The sequence below is a fragment of the Agriterribacter sp. genome (genome assembly GCF_035497235.1).
Classification (GTDB): domain Bacteria; phylum Bacteroidota; class Bacteroidia; order Chitinophagales; family Chitinophagaceae; genus Agriterribacter.
In genome coordinates, this window is the sequence record NZ_DATJEB010000039.1 from 1 (window position 1) to 22,658 (window position 22,658).

13 protein-coding genes and 1 pseudogene are annotated in these 22,658 nt (G+C 42.6%); 7 read left to right on the forward strand and 7 right to left on the reverse strand.

All coding sequences use genetic code 11. From position 1 onward, the window contains the following. A pseudogene (locus VL121_RS13575) lies at positions 1-198 on the forward strand (hypothetical protein); the annotation flags it as partial. Further along, positions 152-856 (forward strand): hypothetical protein, encoded by a 705-nt coding sequence (locus VL121_RS13580; protein ID WP_325406165.1) that lies wholly within the window; start codon positions 152-154, stop codon positions 854-856. The pseudogene VL121_RS13575 and the gene VL121_RS13580, both read left to right, overlap by 47 nt. 35 nt (positions 857-891) lie before the next feature. On the opposite strand, the gene VL121_RS13585 is transcribed toward VL121_RS13580, so the two are convergent. Both VL121_RS13585 and dxs read right to left on the reverse strand, forming a co-directional pair. Then, a complete protein-coding gene (locus VL121_RS13585) occupies positions 892-3,057 on the reverse strand; it encodes a S9 family peptidase (protein WP_325406167.1) in 2,166 nt (721 codons plus the stop codon). Positions 3,058-3,165: 108 nt separating this feature from the next. Further along, positions 3,166-5,103, reverse strand: coding sequence for a 1-deoxy-D-xylulose-5-phosphate synthase (gene dxs / locus VL121_RS13590; RefSeq protein WP_325406169.1), 1,938 nt, complete (start codon positions 5,101-5,103; stop codon positions 3,166-3,168). A 202-nt stretch (positions 5,104-5,305) separates the two neighbouring features. On the opposite strand from dxs, the gene VL121_RS13595 reads away from it, so the two are divergent. From VL121_RS13595 to VL121_RS13615, 5 genes are all read left to right on the forward strand, one after another. Continuing rightward, a complete protein-coding gene (locus VL121_RS13595; RefSeq protein ID WP_325406171.1) occupies positions 5,306-6,358 on the forward strand; it encodes a sensor histidine kinase in 1,053 nt (350 codons plus the stop codon). Positions 6,359-6,373: 15 nt separating this feature from the next. After that, entirely contained in the window at positions 6,374-7,117 is a 744-nt protein-coding gene (locus VL121_RS13600) for a LytR/AlgR family response regulator transcription factor (protein WP_325406174.1), read from the forward strand. Positions 7,118-7,411: 294 nt separating this feature from the next. Beyond that, positions 7,412-8,041 (forward strand): Crp/Fnr family transcriptional regulator, encoded by a 630-nt coding sequence (locus VL121_RS13605; protein WP_325406177.1) that lies wholly within the window; start codon positions 7,412-7,414, stop codon positions 8,039-8,041. 291 nt (positions 8,042-8,332) lie between these two features. Continuing rightward, the gene (locus VL121_RS13610; protein ID WP_325406179.1) at positions 8,333-11,431 is read left to right on the forward strand and encodes an InlB B-repeat-containing protein; all 3,099 of its coding nucleotides are present in this window, start codon (positions 8,333-8,335) and stop codon (positions 11,429-11,431) included. Positions 11,432-11,692: 261 nt separating this feature from the next. Next, the gene (locus VL121_RS13615) at positions 11,693-13,000 is read left to right on the forward strand and encodes a M20/M25/M40 family metallo-hydrolase (RefSeq protein ID WP_325406181.1); all 1,308 of its coding nucleotides are present in this window, start codon (positions 11,693-11,695) and stop codon (positions 12,998-13,000) included. Between the two features lie 23 nt (positions 13,001-13,023). Here the strand turns inward: VL121_RS13615 and VL121_RS13620 are convergent, their stop codons facing one another. The 5 genes from VL121_RS13620 to VL121_RS13640 form a co-directional block, all read right to left on the reverse strand. Next, positions 13,024-14,865 (reverse strand): neutral/alkaline non-lysosomal ceramidase N-terminal domain-containing protein, encoded by a 1,842-nt coding sequence (locus VL121_RS13620; RefSeq protein ID WP_325406183.1) that lies wholly within the window; start codon positions 14,863-14,865, stop codon positions 13,024-13,026. Positions 14,866-15,115: 250 nt separating this feature from the next. Beyond that, positions 15,116-18,094 (reverse strand): PVC-type heme-binding CxxCH protein, encoded by a 2,979-nt coding sequence (locus tag VL121_RS13625; protein WP_325406185.1) that lies wholly within the window; start codon positions 18,092-18,094, stop codon positions 15,116-15,118. Positions 18,095-18,518: 424 nt separating this feature from the next. Further along, the gene (locus VL121_RS13630) at positions 18,519-19,028 is read right to left on the reverse strand and encodes a gluconate 2-dehydrogenase subunit 3 family protein (protein WP_325406187.1); all 510 of its coding nucleotides are present in this window, start codon (positions 19,026-19,028) and stop codon (positions 18,519-18,521) included. Between the two features lie 10 nt (positions 19,029-19,038). Next, on the reverse strand, positions 19,039-20,733 hold the full coding sequence (locus tag VL121_RS13635) for a GMC family oxidoreductase (protein WP_325406189.1): 1,695 nt from the start codon (positions 20,731-20,733) through the stop codon (positions 19,039-19,041). A gap of 84 nt (positions 20,734-20,817) precedes the next feature. Further along, positions 20,818-22,632 (reverse strand): RagB/SusD family nutrient uptake outer membrane protein, encoded by a 1,815-nt coding sequence (locus tag VL121_RS13640; RefSeq protein ID WP_325406191.1) that lies wholly within the window; start codon positions 22,630-22,632, stop codon positions 20,818-20,820. Between the last annotated feature and the right edge of the window lie 26 nt (positions 22,633-22,658).

Sequence of the window (22,658 nt, forward strand, 5' to 3'; positions counted from 1 at the left end):
GTGACCGCATCACAAGGAAAACGAAACGTTGGCGTTACCCCGCATGCCTTTGCCGAACAGGGTATTGCCATGCTCAGCGACGTCCTTAATTCTGACAAAGCCATCAATATGCCCGCCCGGCCAACGCCAGTCGGACGGAAATATCGCCATTATGCGTGCCTTCGTAGAAATAAGAAGGGTTGTTTTACAGCAGAGTGACATAAAAGAGCAATTAAAACAAATACAGCAGCGCATTGGCGAGTACAATGGACAATTATCCGCCATTTATGATGCCATTGAAAATTTATTAGATGATAAGACTGCACAAAGGAAATGGGAAGAAAGAGAAAGAATAGGGTTTAAAAAACAAAAGAAAATGAATCCATACCAGCAACTCATAAAAGCCCTGCATGCCTATCCATCCAAAACATGGATAAACCGGTATTTTGATCTGCAGCGTAAATTGTTACAAACCCTGGAAATTGAAAACGATGATCCAAGGCTGGGCCTTTCGCTGAATAAGAATGGCAGCATGCCGGTAAACCTTGGTCAGCGTTATGTGCTGCGGCCTATCCCCAATGGTTCTATCGGCTGCATTGTGCCCATAGACTTTGATGTTGAATATATAGAAGGTTCTGTGGTTTTTGAATTCAGCAGCGGAAAAATGAAGGATGCCATGTTTTTGCAACTGAACTTTGAAAAACATAAACCATTGCCCGCAATGCTATGGCAGGCCTGCCTGTTGTGCTGTGAAGATATTTTGAGACATTGCCATAAATCGGGATACAGAAAATTCCACCAGCCATTGTTGTATGATTTTACCATGGAACCGGCGGTACGATATGAAATTTTAAGCGGAGTAAATATTATGGAATAATTCGTTGAAAGAAGTTTATGGGATTATTTTCCCGCTTACTCTCCAATCCCTTCCAGCCTGAACAAAAACGCATATTCCAGCGCTACATCTTTCAGGTAATCGAAGCGGCCGGAAGCGCCACCGTGCCCAAAATTCATATTGGTATGCAGCAACAGAACGTTATTGCCAGTTTTCATAGCCCTGAGCTTTGCTACCCACTTTGCCGGCTCAAAATATTGTACCTGGCTGTCGTGCAGCCCTGTAGTTACCAGCATATTGGGGTAGTCTTTTTTTTCAATATTCTCATAGGGTGAGTAAGATTTCATGTAGTCATAAGCCTCTTTGCTTTTTTCTGGATTGCCCCATTCATCATATTCATTGGTGGTTAAGGGAATGCTGGTATCAAGCATGGTATTTACCACATCTACAAAAGGCACCTGCGCAATAACCCCGTGCCACAGATCCGGCGCCATATTTACAACAGCGCCCATCAGTAAACCGCCTGCGCTACCGCCCTGTGCATATAAATGTGCTTTAGATGTAAATTTTTCCCTGATCAGAAATTCACCACAATCAATAAAGTCAGTGAATGTGTTTTTCTTTTTCATCATCTTCCCGTCTTCATACCACTGTCTTCCCATTTCCTCTCCCCCACGGATATGCGCTATGGCAAACACAAAACCACGGTTCAGCAAACTCAGCCGGCTGCTGTTGAAAGTGGCATTCATACTATTTCCATAAGCTCCATAGCCGTATAGTAATAAGGGAGCTTTACCGTTTTTCACCAACCCCTTTTTATATACAATGGAAACAGGGATATTAACACCATCTTTTGCCGTAGCGTATAATCTTTCCGTTACATAGTTCGTTGCATTATACCCACCCAATACTTCCTGCTGCTTCATCAGTTTCTTTTCCCTGTTGTTCATATTATAATCATACGTAGAATTGGGTGTTACCAAAGAGGTGTAGGTATAGCGTAGTGTTGAGGTGTTGAATTCGGGATTAGCGCCGGTGGCGGCACTGTAAGCCGGTTCGCCAAAATCAATATAATGCTCCTGTCCCGAAGGGATACTGCGTATACGCAATTGAATCAAGCCGTTTTTACGTTCGGTAACAACCAGGTAGTCTTTAAATACGTCAATATCTTCGATCAATACATCAGCGCGGTGGGGAATAACTTCCTTCCATGTACCGCTGTCTGTTTTGTTCAGCGGGCATTCCATTAACCTGAAATTTTTGGCATCCAGGTTGGTAACAATGTAAAACTTATCGCCCAGGTCGCTCACATCATACAGTACTTCTTTCATACGGGGCTGAAAAACTGTAAATTCCTTATCGGGTTCATCAGCCTTTATGAAACGCATTTCCGTGGAAAGTGTAGCCTGGGAAACAATAAATATGAATTTACCCGATTTTGTTTTTCCCACACCAATATAATTGGAAGGATCCTTTTCTTCATACACGGTTACATCCCTGCTTTCATCGGTATTTAACCTATGCCGCCGGATCTTTTCTGTGAGCAGGGTTTGGGGGTTTTTGAGCGTATAAAAAAGTGTTGCATTATCATTAGCCCATGCAGACCCACCGGTGGTTTCTTTTATAGTGTCTTTAAAGAGTTGCCCTGTTTCCAGGTTTTTTATGTAAATCGTGTATTGCCTCCGCGACACGGTATCTACGCCAAAAGCAAGCAGCTTATTATCTTCGCTTACATTAAATCCCGTAGCGGCGTAATAGGGATGGCCCTTTGCCAGGTCATCTACATCCAATAAAATTTCTTCCGGTGCATCAAGGCTTCCTTTTTTGCGGCAGTATTTGTAATATTGCTTCCCGTCTTCTGTTCTGATATAATAAAAGTACCCGTTTTTAAAAACAGGAACGGATTCATCTTTTTCTTTTATCCTGCCTTTCATCTCTTCGTATAGCTTTTCTCTAAAAACTTTTGAACCGCTCATCATGGTATCAAGATAGGCATTCTCTTCTTCCAGGTAGTTTACAATTTCTGTGCTGTCTGGCCCCTTCTTAAAATAATCAATCATCCAGTAATAATTATCCGTTACAGTATCACCATGTATTATACGCTGATGTTCCTTAATTTCCGCTACCGGCGGCTTAATATCTTTGTTCCACATATTGGCTTTTTTTTCGTCTTTTGTTTGTGTATTGCATGCGCCCGTAAAAACGAAGGCTGCTAAAATAAAGATGGACAGATGTATGTTCATAACCCCCTTTTTATACATGTTATTTATTACAAAAATGCAAACAACAGTCATTGGCGCCGAACAATCTATCCGGTATACCAATGAAAATTTTATTAGAGGGGATGGGTTTTAAAGGATCCTTTTTTTTGCAGGGGAGCGCTGGGTTTGGCTCATCATTTCCCTTACAGCAACCGCTATCGCCGCGGCATCATAACCGCATTCCTTTTGCAGTTCCTTAGGTGTGCCCTGCTCTATTACAAGATCGGGTATTCCTAATACTTTCACTTCCGCATGATATTGATGCACTGCCATAAACTCCAGCACCGCGCTTCCAAATCCTCCCTGCACAGTGCCATCTTCAATGGTGATGATTTTATTAAACTTACTGCATATTTCGTGTAATAAATTTTCATCCAGCGGTTTCGCAAAGCGCATGTCATAATGTGCAGGGTTCAGCTCTTCCGCTCTTAATTCCCGGATAGCAGCGGCTGCAAAATTCCCGGGATGACCAAAAGATAGCAGGGCAATCTCTTCTCCGTCTTTTAATTTTCTTCCGGTACCCGGTTTAATCGCCTTCATCTCCGTTTTCCATTCCGGCATTACGCCTTCGCCGCGGGGATAGCGGATAACGAAAGGATGGGTATTTTCGTCTAACTGTGCCGTATACATGAGATTGCGCAATTCACTTTCATTCATGGGTGCACTTACAATCATGTTAGGGATGCAGCGCATATAGGCTATGTCGTATGCGCCATGATGCGTGGCGCCATCTTCTCCCACCAGTCCCGCCCGGTCAAGGCAAAAAATAACAGGCAGATCCTGGATAGCTACATCATGCACTACCTGGTCGTACGCCCTTTGCATAAAAGATGAATAGATATTGCAGAACACTTTCATACCCTGGGTAGCCATGCCGGCGCTTAGTGTTACGGCATGCTGTTCGCAAATGCCTACATCAAAAGCGCGATCCGGCATTTTATCCATCATAAATTTTAATGATGAGCCCGATGGCATTGCCGGTGTAACGCCTAATATTTTACTGTTCTTTTCCGCCAGCTCTATTATGGTATGTCCAAAAACATCCTGGTATTTGGGCGGCTGCGGAAGGTCGAATTTCTTTTTATAGATTTCGCCGGTTATCTTATCGAACAAACCCGGCGCGTGCCATTTGGTCTGATCTTTTTCTGCCAGCGAATATCCCTTGCCCTTTACCGTTAGAATATGCAGCAGCTTGGGGCCCGGAATTTTTTTCAGATCCTGTAAAACATCCACCAGCTTATTAATATTATGCCCGTCTATAGGACCAAAATAACGGAGGTTCAGCGCCTCGAAAAGATTACTGCTCTTGCTTACAAATCCTTTAATACTGTATTCCAGCTTGCCGGCCATTTCCCTGGTAAAGCGTTTGCCTACCGGCAATTTGCCCAGGGCATTCCAGATATCGTCTTTTAACTTATTATAGGTTCGGGAAGTAGTAATGTCTGTAAGGTATTCTTTTAGCGCTCCCACGTTCTGATCAATGCTCATACAATTGTCGTTGAGAATGATCAGCATATCGGCATCGGCCACGCCGGCATGGTTCATACCTTCAAAAGCAATGCCGGCAGTCATTGCGCCATCTCCAATAATAGCCACAGATTTCCTGTCTTCGTGCTTGTATTTGGCCGCCATGGCCATACCCAGCGCGGCTGAAATTGAAGTGGAAGAATGCCCTACGCCAAAACTATCGTACCCGCTTTCGGCCCTGCGGGGAAAGCCGCTTAGCCCTTTGTACTTACGGTTGGTATAAAAAGCGTCTCTTCTGCCTGTTAAAATTTTATGTCCGTATGCCTGGTGCCCCACATCCCATACCAACTGGTCGTAGGGCGTATTCAGCACATAATGCAGGGCAACAGTAAGCTCTACCACACCCAAACTGGCACCAAAATGCCCGCCATGCACACTTACCACATCAATAATATATTGACGGAGCTCATTACATACCTGGTGGAGTTGCTCCCGGCTTAGTGTTTTAAGATCTTTTGGATCGTTAATTTGTTGTAAAAGCGGACCCGGCGTTATATCCATGTAAAACAGGTTAAGTCAATAACAAAAGTAAGCTATAAATGCTTTTTAAGTGAAGTAATTATCATTCCGGAGGCTGGGCATTATCGTCTGAAAGTCAGCAGGTAAATAAATATATCTCCATTCACCTCCGCCGTTAACCCGCATTTTTCACCATTAGTAACACAGTATTTCCGGCAAGAGAGAGAAATGTTTAGATTTGATTATGCTATCTAAAATATCAAGATACTGGTGCTGTCAGATTTGCGGCTGGGGGATGTTTGCACTCATTAATATCTTTTTTGCCTATACATATGATAAAACGATATCAGAAAAATTAATTATCCGTCTTTTGATTGCTTTGTCGCTGGGTATACCCATTACCCATATACTGCGCAATGTTATTATTAAACGCAACTGGTTAGTATTACCTATCGAAAAAATTGTTCCGCGGCTTTTTATCTGCATTATTATAGCCAGCTTTATTTACTCGCTTAGCCTGCTTACCTTTTTTGAACTGTTCAATTTATCGGAAACAGATCCCAAAAAGAAGGTGGCTTTTATTAACAAACTGGTACTTAGAACTTTCGACAGTTCTCTCATCTTAATGGTATGGGTGCTGATCTATTATGTATACCATTTTTTCCAAAAAAATAAAAAGCAGGAAGTAGATACATTCCGCCTGCAATCGCTGGTAAAAGAGCTGGAACTAAAAACCATTAAATCACATATCAACCCGCATTTTATTTTTAATTCCCTGAATAGTATCAGGGCTTTGGTAGATGAAAATCCCCAGCGGGCCAGGCGTGCCATTACGGAACTGAGCAACATTTTGCGCAGCAGCATGCAAACAGAAAAAATGGAGACGGTTCCCTTAGAACAGGAGCTGAATATAGTAAGAGACTACTTAGCGCTGGAACAAATGCGCTTTGAAGAGCGCTTAAAAGTGCAGTTTAATATTGATGAAGATACGCTGTGCCAGCCCATACCGCCAATGATGCTGCAAACCCTCGCGGAAAATGCCATCAAACATGGCATCAGCAAACAGGTAAATGGCGGTGTGGTTACTATTATTTCGGATTTTGTAGATGGTCATCATGAAATCATTATACGCAATAGCGGATTTTTAAATGGTCGTGCAGGACACATGGGCTTTGGGCTGCAAAGCACGCAGGACCGCCTGAATCTTTTATTTGGCACAAAAGCTACCTTTGAGATTAAAGATATACCGGGTAATATGGTAGAAGCCAAAGTGATCATGCCTGTAAACAACCGATAAGCTAAACTTTACAATATGACAAAAAGAGCTATTATTATTGATGATGAAAGACTGGCCAGGAGCGAATTGAAAAAACTGCTCCAGGATCATCCCGAAATAGAAGTGATAGCCGAAGCCGCTAATGCTAATGAAGGCATAGAAAAGATTGGGAATATGGCTCCCGATCTGATTTTTTTAGATATTCAAATGCCCGGCAAAACAGGTTTTGATTTGTTAACCGAATTAGACAGGTTACCGCAGGTTATATTTACTACAGCATACGATGAATATGCCCTGAAGGCCTTTGAAGTGAATGCGCTTGATTATTTGCTAAAACCTGTTGAGCCCCGGCGGCTTGCAGATGCCTTACACAAACTTGAGTATATTGAAGAAAAAGAAGCATTGGGAACTTCCTTAAGTCCGCAGACGGTAAACAGGGGTATTCTGGGTGAAAACGACCAGGTATTTGTAAAAGATGGCGAAAGGTGCTGGTTTGTAAAGTTGAATGAAATAAGATTATTTGAAAGCGTAGGTAATTACGCCAAAGTATTTTTCAGTACGCATAAACCACTGATATTAAAATCGCTGAATGCGCTGGAAGAACGCCTGGATGAAAAAGTTTTTTTTCGCGCCAACCGCAAGCATATTGTAAACCTGCGCATGATAGAAAGAGTGGAACCCTACTTCAACGGCGGATTGCTGCTTGAAATAAAAGGAGGTGAAAAAATTGAGGTGAGCCGCAGGCAGGCGGTGAAGTTTAAGGAAATGATGAGTTTGTAGAAAAGTTTATGGTTTGTCGTCAAATTTCGTTTCGGATTTCCAATTTTATTCTTCAGATTTCATGGTTCGTGGTTTGAGACCTGACTGCCATTAGGTTGGTTTACAATTTAAGATTACTATGAAACGTACATTTTATAGGGCTTGAATAAGCAATGCCCCCCAGCCCGTTTCATACACGCTAACTGAATAACCGGGGGAATAATTCAATTTATTTAATATTTTTAACGCATCCATAACCAGGCACAAGCCTCTGCTTGTGCCTGGTTAGATAATGACAAATGAGAAACGATAAAAATGAAGAGCAATAGAGACATAAATAAAATCAGGAAAAGCCGCCCGAGCGAAATCGGCCCTTTGATTACCGCGCTTAATTTCTTCCATCCGCTAAGCGAAGAAATGATCCGTTATTTTGAACAGAAACTGGTATTAATAAAATGTACAAAACAAACCTTGCTGTTGCAGTCAGGCGATATATGTAAGTATATATATTTTATAAAAAAAGGGCTTGTGAGAGGATTCATCAAAGAAGGAGGAAAGGATATCACAACCTGGATCACTGCAGATAATGAACTGGTAACATCTATCCATAGCCTTGACCTTGAAGTGCCGGCCCTTGAAAATATGCAGGCTATCGAGGATTGTGAATTTTTGGCCTTAAGCAGCAGGCACCTTAAGCAATTGTATATACAGTACCCGGACTTTAACATCACCGCAAGAAAATTATTGCAGCACTATTACCGTGACGCAGAAAGGAGGGCCTTGCTCATCAGGCATGCCAATGCTGTATTTAAATACCATTTCTTCCTTGAAAATTACTCCCATCTTTCCAACCGGGTTCCCATTAAATATATTTCCTCATTTCTTGGAATTGCGTTCGAGACTTTGAGTAGGGTACGCAAAAAAATGGCTACTTCAGCCAAATAATAATTTTGGATTCCGTAAAATTACTGTGTTTTAAATCCTGTATATTTCTCCGCATTTTAAATTCTTATTTTATTGAGCAGCGATCTGTTTTATCCGTGCAACGCTTTGCGGCAGTGCATTTCGCATAACAAATACGCCATTGCATCCATTTGACAATCGTCAACTATTTTGATCTTAAGTATTTACCCTTATAGACTCTGATTGTTCGCCTGGATACTTTTACAGTATAAGAATAATGATCTGCTGTCTGCTTCCCAGGCACTTTCAAATGAAACAAATTAACAATCCATCATGAAACCTCAACTGTTATCCTGCTTTCTGTTTTTTTTCATTTTTTCAGGATTTGCACAAACCACTTATACAGCCGGCAACGAAACCCAACTAAATACGGCCATTAGCAGCGCCGCATCCGGCGATGTTATTAATATTACCGGTAATATCGTTATCACTGGTGAAAAGCTGATTTCCGGAAAATCGCTTACAATTAACGGTAACGGGTACGCTATTTCGGTGCCGGTAACAGGGGTGGATGACCAGGGGAAATTCAATACATCGCCTTCCAACTTCCGGGTATTTAACCTGGCAGGATCGGGCGTTACTTACACGATAAACGACCTTATCATTAAGGGAGGATCGCTGAGCGCTGCCGGCACAGCGCCCTACCATGCATCCGGCGGCACTGTGCTGGTACAGCAAAATGTAACGCTGCACATGAACCGTTCTGTTATTTCAAACGGAAGATGCAATGCTACTACCCCTGGAACTGCTTTCTCCAATCTTTCCGCCGGAGGTGCTATTGCCGTTTGGGGTACCGTGTTTATGGAAGATTGTTTTGTGGTAAAAAATGCAGCCCACTTTGCAGGCGCCTTATTTGTGCAGGGTACTTCTGCCGCTTTATATATGAACAAATGTACCATCTCACAAAACCGTAATACGAATACAGGCGGCGGCGGCGGGGCTGCCGAAATTCAGGGGTATGCCTATTTCAATAATTCTACTTTTTCCAATAATATCGCCATGCAGGGAGGTGTATTGCAGTCGGGCGGCGCTGTGTCTCCGGGTTATGTATATGTGTTGAACAGTAGTTTTACAGGTAACGTGGTGCTGTTAACAGGCACGTTTAAATCAGCAGCCGTGGCCAGTTATGTTGCACCAAGCGCCATGTATGTGGCTAATAGTGTATTTGCCTATAATTATGCCGGAAATTCGCATACCAACCCCACCACCTATACGCTGAGTGATTTCGGTGGCTTATATCCGCAATATACCAGGGCTTATTATTGCATTGTACACCAAAGTACCTGGGCAGACGCGAGCATGAATGTTACGGGCAATATCACCTACACCGGGGCTATAAATGGTTCCGACAATAGTATTTTTTCCGGGGGTATTTTATCCAAAATTACAGATGGAAATGGCACTGAAATAGGAACAGCGCAGGTATACAGGCCGTTATTATATACCACCGGCGGTTATAGCGCACCCACCTTAAAAACAGCCAGCTTTTTATTAGATGCCGCACGACTGGGCGTGGCTACACGATATAACAACAACAATAATCTCAACCCGGTGGTCGCCTACAATTCATCGGGCAGTACATATACCGCCATCGGGTCGCTCGCCAACATAGGAACCAGTACGGATCAGGTACTTATTGATCAGGCTGGTAATACCCGCAACGTTCCGCCTATCAGAGGAGCTATAGATGCTGGTGGTGTAATAAGCAACCTTTATTATGTAAAAGTAAATGCAGCAAGTAATGGTACCGTTAATGGCGGAACTATATTCGGCGATACCTATGCTGCGGACACACAGGTAACACTAACGGCCATACCCAACAGCGGATATAGTTTTACCCGTTGGGATTATGTAACCGGCGGTACGGGGGTTGCCTCAGCCAGCAATCCATACAGCTTTACAGTAACCGGGAATGTTACCCTGGTGCCCGTATATACGGTGCTTGGTAGTGGCAACTATGCCATTACTTATGTAGGCAACGGACATACAGAAGGGACTGCGCCTTCAGGAGGCATTTTCTCCGCAGCTACTACTTTGCCAGGCGCCGGAACCATGGCCAAAGACGGTTATATTTTCAACGGCTGGAATACAAACGCCAATGGTTCAGGAACCAATTACGCCAGCGGCGCCAACTACAACGCAGGCGCTAACATTACGCTGTATACCAATTGGCAGGAAGTGTTGTGGATAGGGGGAAGTTCCACTGATGGCAGTGTGGCGGCAAACTGGTCTACCGGATTGGTTCCTGCTGCAAATACATCTTTTGCTATTGCAGGTAATGCTAACCAAAACCTGGTACTGACGCAAAACATGCTGGCAAAAAATATCCGCTTCAGGAATGCTGGTAAAAAAATTCAGTTGGGCGGTTATGAACTTTCAGTCAACTCCGTTGCAAATGCTGATGCCAACAACTACATTAACACCAATGGCGCCGGAAAGCTAAAAAAGAATATTACACCGGGAGGCACTTATACTTTCCCGGTAGGTAACGGCAGTTATACCCCTGTAAGTATTACTAACAACAGCGGCGCTACAGACAATTTCTTTGTGCGGGTGCTGGATGAAGTATACCAGGGAGGACTTTCCGGGCTGGTATCAACGGCCCAACGCATTACCAAAAGCTGGGATATCAGTAAAACCAATGCAAATGGGGCATCGGGGGTAGATATGCTGTTTGAGTGGCCGGCTGCGCAAAATAGCGGTGTCACCGCTCCCGGATTATATCACTATAATGGAAGTTCGTGGCAGGAATTGTCTTCTGCAAATGCCTCTTCACCTACCCAAACATCATTCAGATATGCAGGTTATACCGGTACTTTTTCGCCATTTGCAATAGCGCAAATAAATTCCACCTTGCCGCTCACCTGGCTCAATTTTACAGCGGTTGTTAAAGATGAAACCGCTGTACTGCACTGGCAAACAACGGGAGAACAAAATACAAAAGACTTTATTATACAGTACAGCAGGGATGCTATTAACTGGCAGAATATTGGTACCACATCCGCTGCCGGGTCCGCAACAGGTATAAAAACATATCATTTTGTACACAATACCCCAGCAGAAGGTGTGAACTACTACCGGATACTACAGCTTGATGTAGATGGGCAATATAGTTTTAGTAAAACAAATAGTCTTAGATACATAACTTCCAACCCGGCATTGGTAGTTTTTGCCAATCCTGTTTATGGCGGAATGATGCGCGTCAATTTAAAACAGGCAACGGAAGCAGCTTTATGGGGTCCAGATGGTAAAAACATGTGGCGTGGCAAGTTATCACAAGGCGAAAACGCTATTGACGTAAGCCGCATTGCAAATGGAGCATACCTGTTACAAACCCCGCAAAAAACTATAAAAATTATTATAGTAAGATAGTTTGTGTAAAAAGAAAACCAACTTCCACGCTACAAATACCTGTAATTGATTTCGTGGAAATACCATTATTCCGGTAAAGCCCGTGCTGTTTGTTCAACCCTGAATTGCCGGGAGGATAGAGCGCAGTAACAGAAAACATATTTGGTTAGTACTTTTGCATTTCTTCGTATTTCAAGATTCGTACTTCAATTTTTTATAGCGCCTTATTTGTATCTTCCCTCACAATTTTATACGCAATCTCACTTTAAAGCTAAAGAAAGTATGAAGCCTGTTTATGTATCCGTAATACTCATGTTCACTGTGCTGTACGTATCTGCCCAGAAGATGGACAGGATTATAACCGTTAAAAAAGTGGAGAAAATAGAAAAAATCTTATCGGCCGATGATATGGGCGGCCGTGGATTATTCACCCCGGGCATAGATAAAGCGGCAGCATTCATTGCTAAGGAATTCAGGAAGGCAGGACTGCAGCCGCTTCCGTCCTCAGCAAATTTTTTCCAGGAGTTTACACTGGTTGCAGCCCGGCAAATCAGCGCTAAGGGAACCATTAACGGGCAGGAAACCGGCAGCACGGATATTATTGCTTTTACTTCAAAGGAATCACTAATTGTAAATGAGCAGTCGGGATATGAAACGGTAAAAATTAATGCGGCAGACAGGTTTTTCAACACAGCCTATGGCTATATCATGTCTGGTAAGAATTACGTAGTATGGGTAGATACAGCCCACAGCAAATCATTTCCTAATTTGAACCAACTCAAAAGAGAGCGCTTCAGGGCAAACAACAGTGTAATATTTGTGTTAACCGGCCGGCACCCTTCTAACTATTCCTTCTCTGTTGAGCACGAAATAACAGAAAAGAAACTCAAAAATGTGGTGGGAGTGCTGCCTGGAAAAAGCCTGCCTGCCGGACAGACGGGTAAAAAAGAGGACTATGTAATATTCTCCGGGCACTACGATCACCTGGGAACGGGCAAGCCCGATGCAACCGGCGATTCTATTTATAATGGCGCCAACGATGATGCCGCAGGCATAACGGCGGTAATTATGCTGGCAAAATATTTTAAAAAAATAAAGAACAATGAACGCACCCTTGTATTTGCCGCATTTACCGCGGAAGAAACAGGTGGATTCGGGTCGCAGTATTTTTCCTTGCAGCTTGAGCCGGATAAGGTAACCGCGATGTTTAATATTGAAATGATTGGTACCGACAGTAAGTGGGGAAAGAATTCAGCCTATATAACCGGCTACGAAAAAACAGATATGGGCGAAATACTGGCAAAAAATCTGCAGGGTACCGCATTTACATTTCACCCGGACCCATACCCCGATCAGCAATTGTTTTACCGGTCGGATAATGCTACACTGGCCAGGCTTGGCGTTCCCGCACATACCATCTCTACTTCAAAAATGGATAGCGAACCCTATTATCATACCCCCGGTGATGAGTTTTCAACGCTTGACATAAAGAATATGACGGAAATTATTAAAGCGATAGCGCTAAGTTCGGCAAGCATAGTTAGTGGGGCAGATACCCCAACGAGGGTGGATACATTACAACTCAGGTAATTATGACAACTTTTGATACCATATTACTTTTGCCCAACCGGTACCAAAATAATTTTTCTTACATCCAGCAAAGCCTGCTTAGGATCAAAATCTTTATATGGCTTGAATATGATTTTTTGTTTTCCCGGTTTTAATTTCATGACGCCTATTTTTTCTGATGCAAAGGTTTCCCAGGAACCGCTTTTTCCAACTTCTCCTATTATCCTGTCTTTACTGCTTTCCAATATAAATGATTTCCCAGCGTCTTCATTGGATACCGACCATTCTAAAATTACGGCATACTCCTTTTCTTCCCGTGGGGCTATTTCCCACTCTATTCTGTCTTTGTTGCGGAACCAGCCAAATGCTTTCCATTCCGGCATATATTTTATATCCGGACCTATACCTTTACCTTTTTCCGCAGTTAATTCAAGTACCCCTGTTACACCAGGCACGATCAATGAAGGCCGGTTCACAGAAACCCGGTCTGCTGATATTTTAGTTCGCAATTCTCCCTGCAGGTAATTCATTACCCCTTCTATAACATCTGCTTCCGCTTCGGTAGTATATGGAGATACCGTTTCCACTTCATAACCCCCATATTTAAATTCATCAGCCGTTGGCAGGTAGCCTAACCATCCGTTCGTGTACCCATAATAGAAAGTATACGGGTAAGGAGATTTGTCGCGGATTTCATTGGATATTTCACAAAATAGTTCAACCGGCAGACTCCAGATGGCAATATCATGGTTGATTTTCAAAAAGCCAACAGGCAGCCTTACTACGTTTTTTCCATCTCCGATGTTGCGGGTATAACTGCCCAAATCGGATGGCCAGCCCAGGTCTGCTTTTCGAGGTGTTTCAATGATGAATTTGCCGGTAAACAATTGCACCTTACCTGTAGTTGCTGCTATACGTTTATTGGCTTCCAGAATTTTATCGCCGAGCAATACCCTGAATTGTGATAAGTGTGCAGCGCCGGGATTAGGATAGGTACTGTAAATGGGCGCAATATTTCCTGCTGCCCCGTTTATGAAAAGCATAGGCACTCCTAATTTTTCTTCCACATATTCCGAAACAATACCGGGCACATCGCCGCTGATTTTAAGGTTAGGAGCGCCCAATGCAGTGCCGTGAATAGCATAGTTGGATATCAACGCCAGGGGAGTTCCATCTTCTTTGTCTATCCTGATCAGGCCAATTTTTTTGTCTATAGCGCCATCAGGGTTCATTCCCAGCCCGGCTTTTCCGTTAACGTCAATGGCCCTCCGGTTCATATTGGCATTGGAATGTCCCCATCCTACGCCCAGTTTTGCTTTTACCAATTGCTTCCTGGCCTGTTTTATTCCTTCTATTATTTTTTGCTCTACAAAATGGGTATAGGCAGTATCTACCGGGTGCTTATATCTTTCTCCCATAAATACTTCGGGCAATCCCGGTAGGCCAACTTCAGGCGCAGAATGGGTATGCGTAAGCGTCCACCAGAAATTTTCAGGAGCAATACCCAATTGCTGGTAAAGTAATGATGCAAGATGATCGTACTCCGATGGAGAAATGACACAGATATCGGAAGACACCAGACAAAATTCTGTGGTTCCGTCATTTAAGATAACTATACGATGATAAATGCGATCGTGTACACCGGTGGATTGACGGGCATTATAGCCAAGCAACATCTTTGGCTGGTCGGGGGTGATATCTATCTTAACTACTGCCGCACGAAATATACCGGCATTATTTTGACCAGGCAGATTGCCAAATGGATGCGCAAAAGCAGCAGGCATTACGGAGCAACACAAAATGATCATAGCAATCGTATACACAACGGAGATGCGTTTGTATGGAGTTGCTGACGGATGTAGAAAGTAAATTCCTGACAGTTTCATATCTATTGTTTTCTTATTTCAAAAATACTTTTCTCTTTCTTTTTTGCCCCGATATAAAATCGGGACAGGCTTTTTCCCAAAAAAGAAACAAAAAAGACACACGAAAACGATTACTGCCCGTTTTCGTGATTGTTCCCTGTTCCACTCTTATACTATGTGGCTTCAACAGTCGAAACACTATTGCTGGCATCGCATTTAACCTACCGATAAATTGTCATCCTCTTAACAAATGAAGATACAATCAGCATCCCTAATTTTGCCGCAAATAAGCAATCAGATCCGCCATGGCTTCCTTGCTGATGTTTTTTTCTAATCCCACCGGCATAGCAGATACGCTAAGCGATTGCAAAGATTTAATATCCTGCCGGCTGATGGTTTTTTCAAAGTTGCCCATATTTTTAATGGTAATTGCTGAAGATGTTTCAGCCGCAATAATACCCTGCAAAGACTCTCCATTGTTTAAGTTAATCTCCCAAAGATCATATCCCGCCATGATAGAAAGATTGGGGTCAAGAATATTAGCCAGGATATCCTCTCTTTTCCAATTATGTATAGTAGCGAGATCAGGCCCGAAAGCAATTCCATTTTCACCTTTTACCTGATGACAAACTGCACAGCTTTGCATATATATTGCTTTCCCCTTTTCCGGATCTCCCGGTAATTCAAGCGCAGCCTGGTATTCTTTATTGATCTTTTTTGCTTCTTCCGTATTTTTGGTAAATACTGCCCTGGCACGTTCCCGTAATTTGTCATCAGCTATCTGCATCAGACTAATACCTGTCCAAAAACTTACATTATTGGCAGGAATCTTATTTGCTTCCATTGCGGTAATGAGTATTCTCATCCTGGCAGTATCATGCATAAATACACGAATGGCGGCATCTCTTATTTCTTTGGTAAGCCCCGGCCACAAATCCACAAGGTATTCACTCACAGCCGTTGATGGAATTACATTCAATACCCGCAGTGCGGCAAATTTTACAGCAGGTTGCTCCTGTGGAGTAAGTAAGCCCTGGAGTAGGGTAAGATAATCTGACGGGTTACCAAAGCTGAGAAAATCAATAGCATCTGCTCTTTTTGTATCTGAAACAGCGGTGTTCTGTGCAATAGATGCTGCCCTGGCAACTGATGAGATGCGTAAGGCATCATTACTGATTTTTGAAGCCTGTAAAAATTGTAAGGCCGATTTTCGTAACCCGTCTGAAGGGCTGTCAAAAAAAGTGTTGACCAGCAAACGCTGCTCAGCTTCACTGATGGAGAGCTTATTTTTCCGGTAACGCAGTCCCTGTGCCAGCCCTTGCAGCATTGCTGTCTGCGATTCCTGTTCACGCAGAGTTTGCGCTACAATAGCTTTTTGAATGAGATGATGAACCTTTTCCTCCTCTTCTGTTGCCGCAATGATACCTGTGAGTCTTTGCACCATAGAGCCGTAGGACGGTACATCAGCCCTGTATTTTGCCAGCATCAGGTTAAGCAGGGAATTTGCATTTAATGAAGCGGCAGACAAAGCAGCTACCTGGAACCACTTGTTCTCCATATCGCGAAACAACAGGCCATTACGTGCATCGGAGGCCGAAGCCGTGTTTACATACCCCAATGTTAGCAGCAGCTGAAAGCGCACCTTTATGTCTTTATCATTTTGTAAAGCCAGTAGTGTTGTGCCTAATGCAGGATTATCTTTCAAATGTAATTCTGCCAGTTTAATGGCATTTTCCCTTATTCCTGCAACTGTATCTTTTAATGCATTTTTAATAAGATCAGTCTGCATCGCGTTCATGCCTTGCAAAGTCCAGAGCGCATGCAGCCGCCCCATTGCAGATTCGGGGTTTGAAGCCATCTTCACGAGTGCCGGTACTGCATTTTTATCTGCTCTGTCAACTAATAAGCGTTGTGCATTGATGCGCCACCAACCATTGGTGTTAGCCAATTCTTTTGCCAATGCGTCAATAGAAGCATCACCAAGTTTCAATCCCTTCATCCAGTCTGCCTTTTTTCCGTCAACGGGTGTAATGCGGTAAATTCTTCCTTTATCAATACCATCATACAAACTTCCGGCGGCAATGGCTTCCTCCGACATCCATTCGGGAGATTCAATCACTCTTCTGTAATAATCCAGAATATACAAAGCACCATCAGGACCTACATACATATTCACCGGGCGCGACCAGGCATCAGTAGAAGAGAAAAATTCTTTATTAGGAAATACCCGGCTTGCTGCATAACTCAAGCCGCTGTCTTTTATTACATCAACATGCACCAGGTTACTTACCGGCTCGGCAATAAAGGTGGCATTATGATAGGGTGCAGGAAAATCATCGGCCAGGTATGCGGTAAGTCCGGAGCCGGAAGTCATGGTACCCACATCGGTAAATATCTGCCGGTCTGGGTTGAGCGTAGTAGGAAATACCTCTGGCGCATTCAGGTGATCCGACATAGAATGATTAGGATCTGTTGGCGGCAGTTGGGGATTACGTTTTAAATAGCGCTCTGCAATAATCTCCTGGTATCCCTGGTTAGAATTGTTGCAGCCAAACCAATGTCCCCATTGATCAAAAGTATGTCCAAACTGACAACGGCTTGCCAGCTCTTCCAGTTGATACTGTTCGGGGCGAAAACGAACGGAAAGGCCATCAGCATTTTTCGGCAGGCGCACAGCATCCGGTTTAGCCGGATAGTAAATCTCCGTTCCTTCATCACCAAACTCCTCCACATAATCTCTTGATTTTACCGTTCCTTCATGGGCGGCATAAATCCAGTTATCAATACCATAAATGGGATTATTTAAATTGTGCTGCGGATTGGTTAACGCAAAACCCGTCAGCAATGTATCCATAATATCGGCTTTACCATCATCATCCGAATCTTCTAAGTAATAGATATTGGGAGAGTCGGTTACAACAAATCCCTTCTTCCATCTAAGGATACCCGTGGGCAGCAGTAGTCCTTCTTTAAAAAGCGTTCTTTTGTCCATAATGCCATCTCCGTTGGTATCTGATAGCATCACAATATTTCCACTACCACTTTTATCTAATGGATAGCCGTGCATTTCCACTACAAACAGGCGTCCGTATTCATCTATCTCCATATCTACCGGAGAAGTGATCATCGGCTCGGCGGCGATCATTTCAATTTTAAATCCGTCCGCTACCTGCATGGTTGCCAGGGCATCTTCTGCTTTTACGCCACCGGATGTTCCTGTTGGGGAAGATGGCTGATTACAGCTTAGCAAAAAAATCAAGGATAATCGAAAAAAACATCTGATAGGGGAGTTGAAAAAATATAACATGTTATTATTCTGAGATTTTAAAATTTATAAATAGTCCCCAATTCCAGGTACAGAATAGCCATGTATAATAATACACCATACGTGTAATGGATTTATTCCGTAACCTTTGTTCAATATGTAGCCACCATTATCATATTCTGACGAAGAATAAAGACACACATCGGATGACAGAATTGGGTCTTGTCATCCTCTAAAGCAACAATCATTTGATAAATGCGATGCAGCACACCCGTGGATTTACGTTCCTGGCATCCTGGGTTACTTCTAATCTCTTTTTTATAAACTCCTGTCGTAATTCCTCCACCTCCTATACCAGTCATTCTTAAGAAACTCCTTCTGTTACGTTGATCATTCGTTTTTTCCAGTTTTACCAGGGTCTGACTGTTGTACACCCATCATATTTTCCTGGCACAGGATGATAATCGAAATATTTTGTCATCCCTATTTCTGATGATAAATAAGCGGATACAATAAGATTCTTAAGCGTTTTATAGCCCCCGTGACCTTCTTCCATTTTTGAAACTAATTTCAAACGCTCACTCTCTTTACATTTCAAGAAATCATCACCAAAGGATTCGTTACATATTTTATTAATATCTGCTAATGTTATATTAAATTCTTTCTTTTCTTTCTCTGAAAAGCAATCCCGAACAACCACCGTAATAAATTCACCCACCCGGGCTGCCTTTGCTCCTGGTGTATCCGTTATTGGAATTATTATTTCTCCAATTTCATTGATCATATTCACTTCTTCCAATGAAAACTCCCCGTTGAATACAGCAGGCTCATGTGATTGGCAACTATATATTCCCAGCACCCCAAGACCAATTGCCCCAATGCTTTTGCCACCTTTGATGATAAAGGCTCGTCTTTCCATTGATTTATTTTTAAATATTTCTACGATTTAATTCTTTAACTGCATAATCTACCGCTCTCGCTGTTAAAGCCATATAAGTAACTGATGGACCGGGAGTAGTGCCTGAAGAAGCCATAGCCGCCCCATCTGTGATAAAGATGTTAGGTACATCATGCATTTGATTCCAGCCATTCAAAACTGAAGTCTTAGGGTTATTACCCATTCGGGCAGTTCCGGTTTCATGGATACAGGAGCCTGGTATTTTATTCCAGTTGTATGTTTCCACATTTTTTAATCCTCCGGCTTCGAGAATTTCCGCGGCACTATTCATCATGTCATCAACCATTGCCTTCTCGTTTTCTTTGAATTCACAATCAACACAAATGACCGGCATTCCATACTTATCCTTCTTGTCTTCATGTAAAAACATTCTATTTTCATAATATGGTAAGTGTTCAGCCCAGGCCGTAATAGACATACTCCAATGGTCTGCAGGCTGACTCATATCGTTTTTAAAATCCCTGCCGAATCCGGTACCCCCCTTTCTCCCTCTTCCTGCTCCTCCCTGGTAAGTAAATCCACGCAAATAATCTTTGTGCTCTGTTGCCTTATTAATATTCCGAAAGCGCGGCACAAAAATACCAGTGGGGCGGTTTCCAAAAGTAAATTTGTCCTTAAATCCTTCAAACACACCCTGAGCTCCCATACCATAAGGCATGTCCATTAAATTATGTCCTATTTGCCCACTGCTATTTCCCAGTCCATTTGGAAAAACATCAGATTTAGAATTGAGCAAAATAGCAGCAGTGTTTAATGTTGACGCATTCAGAAAAATAATCTTTGCATAAAATTCATACTGCTTCATGGTTTCCGTATCTACAACCCGTACACCAGTTGCTCTTCTCGTCTCCTTGTCATAATATACTTCCTGAACAATAGAATAGGGCCTTAAAGTCATATTACCGGTTCGGGCGGCTGCCGGCAATGTGGCCGAATTACTTGAGAAGTATGCTCCAAAGGAACAGGCGTGCCCGGCGCCGCAACTTCCCTTGTATTGACACTGCCCTCGCCCTTCCCCTATATTTCGCGTATGGTTTGCCGTACGACCGTTAATGATCATTCGGCCATCGGAAAATTTACCCTTGATTCTTTGCGCAACCTCACTTTCTACACAATTCATAGGCATCGGCGGTTGAAATTTACCATCGGGGAGATGAGGCAGCCGTTCTATTGAGCCTGCGATTCCCACAAAAGGTTCCACATAGTCATACCAGGGTGCAATATCCTTATATCGTATAGGCCAATCCACACCAAAGCCATCTTTGGCATTAGCCTCAAAATCCAAATAGCTCCTTCGGTAACTTTGCCGACCCCAAATCAAACTTCGCCCTCCTACCTGATATCCTCTGGCCCATTCAAATGGTTTTAGCTGAATATAGGGATTGTCTAAGTCGTTGACGAAATATTTCTTCGACCTTTCATTATAATTATATACACCACTTTGAACCGGACTTTTTGTGCGATCCTCATTTGTAATCCTGCCACGGTGAGGAAGTTCCCAATTTGGCAGCATATCATCATAGTCCTTTATGTGTTCTACATTTCTACCCCGCTCTAGAACCAAAGTTTTCAAACCTTTTTCACATAATTCTTTTGCAGCCCATCCACCACTTATTCCGGTGCCAACTACTATTGCATCATATAGATTTTTATCCTTACCATTCATATTTGTTATGTTTTACATTGATCCCTACATTCACTACTTCGTGTCTTCTGTCTGCATAATTTACTTTGACTGCTTAATCTGATCTTAATAGCCTGAATTTTGTACGATTTTTGGGTTCCGGTCAATTACTTCCTGCGGGATAGGACAGAAATACATTTTATTGGTAAATACATGGCCCATAGCCAGTTCAAATTTTTCATATATCCACGCTCCACTGTTATTATCTGGTTTAGAGTTATATATTTTCATGCCCATAGTAGGTTGATTTAATCTTGCATCGGCTTCTTTCCACCGCCATATATCCAAAAGCCTTTTTTGCTCATAAGAGAGTTCTATTCTACGTTCACGATGAATAGCCTTTCGCATCTCCTCTTTTGATAATCCTCCTGTTAATTCAGGCAAATCGGTTCCCGGCCTGGTACGGATAGCATTAATTGCCTCATAAACAGAAGCATCCGGGCCAACAGCTTCATTCTGCGCCTCTGCATAATTCAAAAGCACTTCGGCATAACGGTAAAACACGTAATTCTGACCGCAATCAACCAAATTCCGTGGATCATATTTCGATAATTGTTTGGTGAACCAGTAGCCGGTTTGCGTTGCATCATTTGCCCCGCTTAAATCAATTTCATTGTTTCTCGGATTTACTTTATCAATTCGCATCCATACCGTATCCGGTTTGCTCATCCATTCCCTGTAATAAGGGGCCCCATCATAACAAATAAAATCATAAAACCTTTTTTCCCGTCCTGCATATGGATTTTGTGGATTATAACCTGAAGAAGGATCTGTAATACTTTTTCCATTAGCCATTTGAAAATCATCTATGATACTCTGCGTGGGTTGATATTCTCCCCAGTCAACATTAATAATACCATCGAGGTTACAAGGTCCGCCATAAGCGCCATAAAGGTTTGGCATGGTTACCGGAACAAATTGTCTGTCCCAAACTACTTCTGAATTATATTCATTTTCTTCTCTCCAGAAATTCACCATATTGGAGAACAACTGATAAGTGCCATCGCCTTTATGCCCCCATGAATCAATAAATTGTTTGTTTGTAGCAGCGGCCGCCGCCCATCGTGCCGGGTCTCCGGAGCTAAAATGCTGCAGGTTTCCAGGATCAGCAACTGCAGGTGAAGACGAATTATAAGCAGGGCTTGCTGCAAATAACTGAAGCCATCCTTTTAAAATTAAAGCCGCCCCTAATGTAGCTCTGCCTGCTTCGGCATCAGCACTTTCATATTTAACTGGTAAATTACCATTATGCAGTATTTCATCTAATTCGCCAATGATGAAATTAAATGTTTCTTCAAAAGTATTCCGGGGTCTTTGAAGTTCTTCTAAAGTTGAAGACGATCTGCTCAGGACTACTGTATCAATAACAACACCACCAACCCGCATAAACAACTCGCTGTAGAAATACGCTCTTAAAAACCTGGCTTCATCTATTCGCTTTGCAATATACTCTGCTGAAAGATTTTGAGAATTACTTCTTACGTTCTCAATAAATGAATTTAGGTTTCTAACATTAGCATATGTTTTTTGCCAGCTATTGTTTCCATTTGACGGACCCTGTGCCACCCAACTCCCACCGGGTCGTACTGAAATATCAATAGTACCTTCTTTCCAGGCATAAGACCCAAAATAAACTCTGGCATGTGCATCATCAGAAAAATTATCCATTTGAGTATCCGGCCAATCAGCGCCGGTGGGATAAAGTTCAGCATAGCAACCATTTAAAAAAATATCAGCATTCTTTTCACTGATCCACATCGTTCCATCATCAAGATTTGCTTTATTTGTTGTGTCAAGAAAACCATCTTTCTTACAGGAAAGAGCGCTTATCAACACTAAACCTGTTAATAGGATATTGCGAATGATATATTTGTGTTCCATTTTATGCAGTTTTGTATGATAGAAAA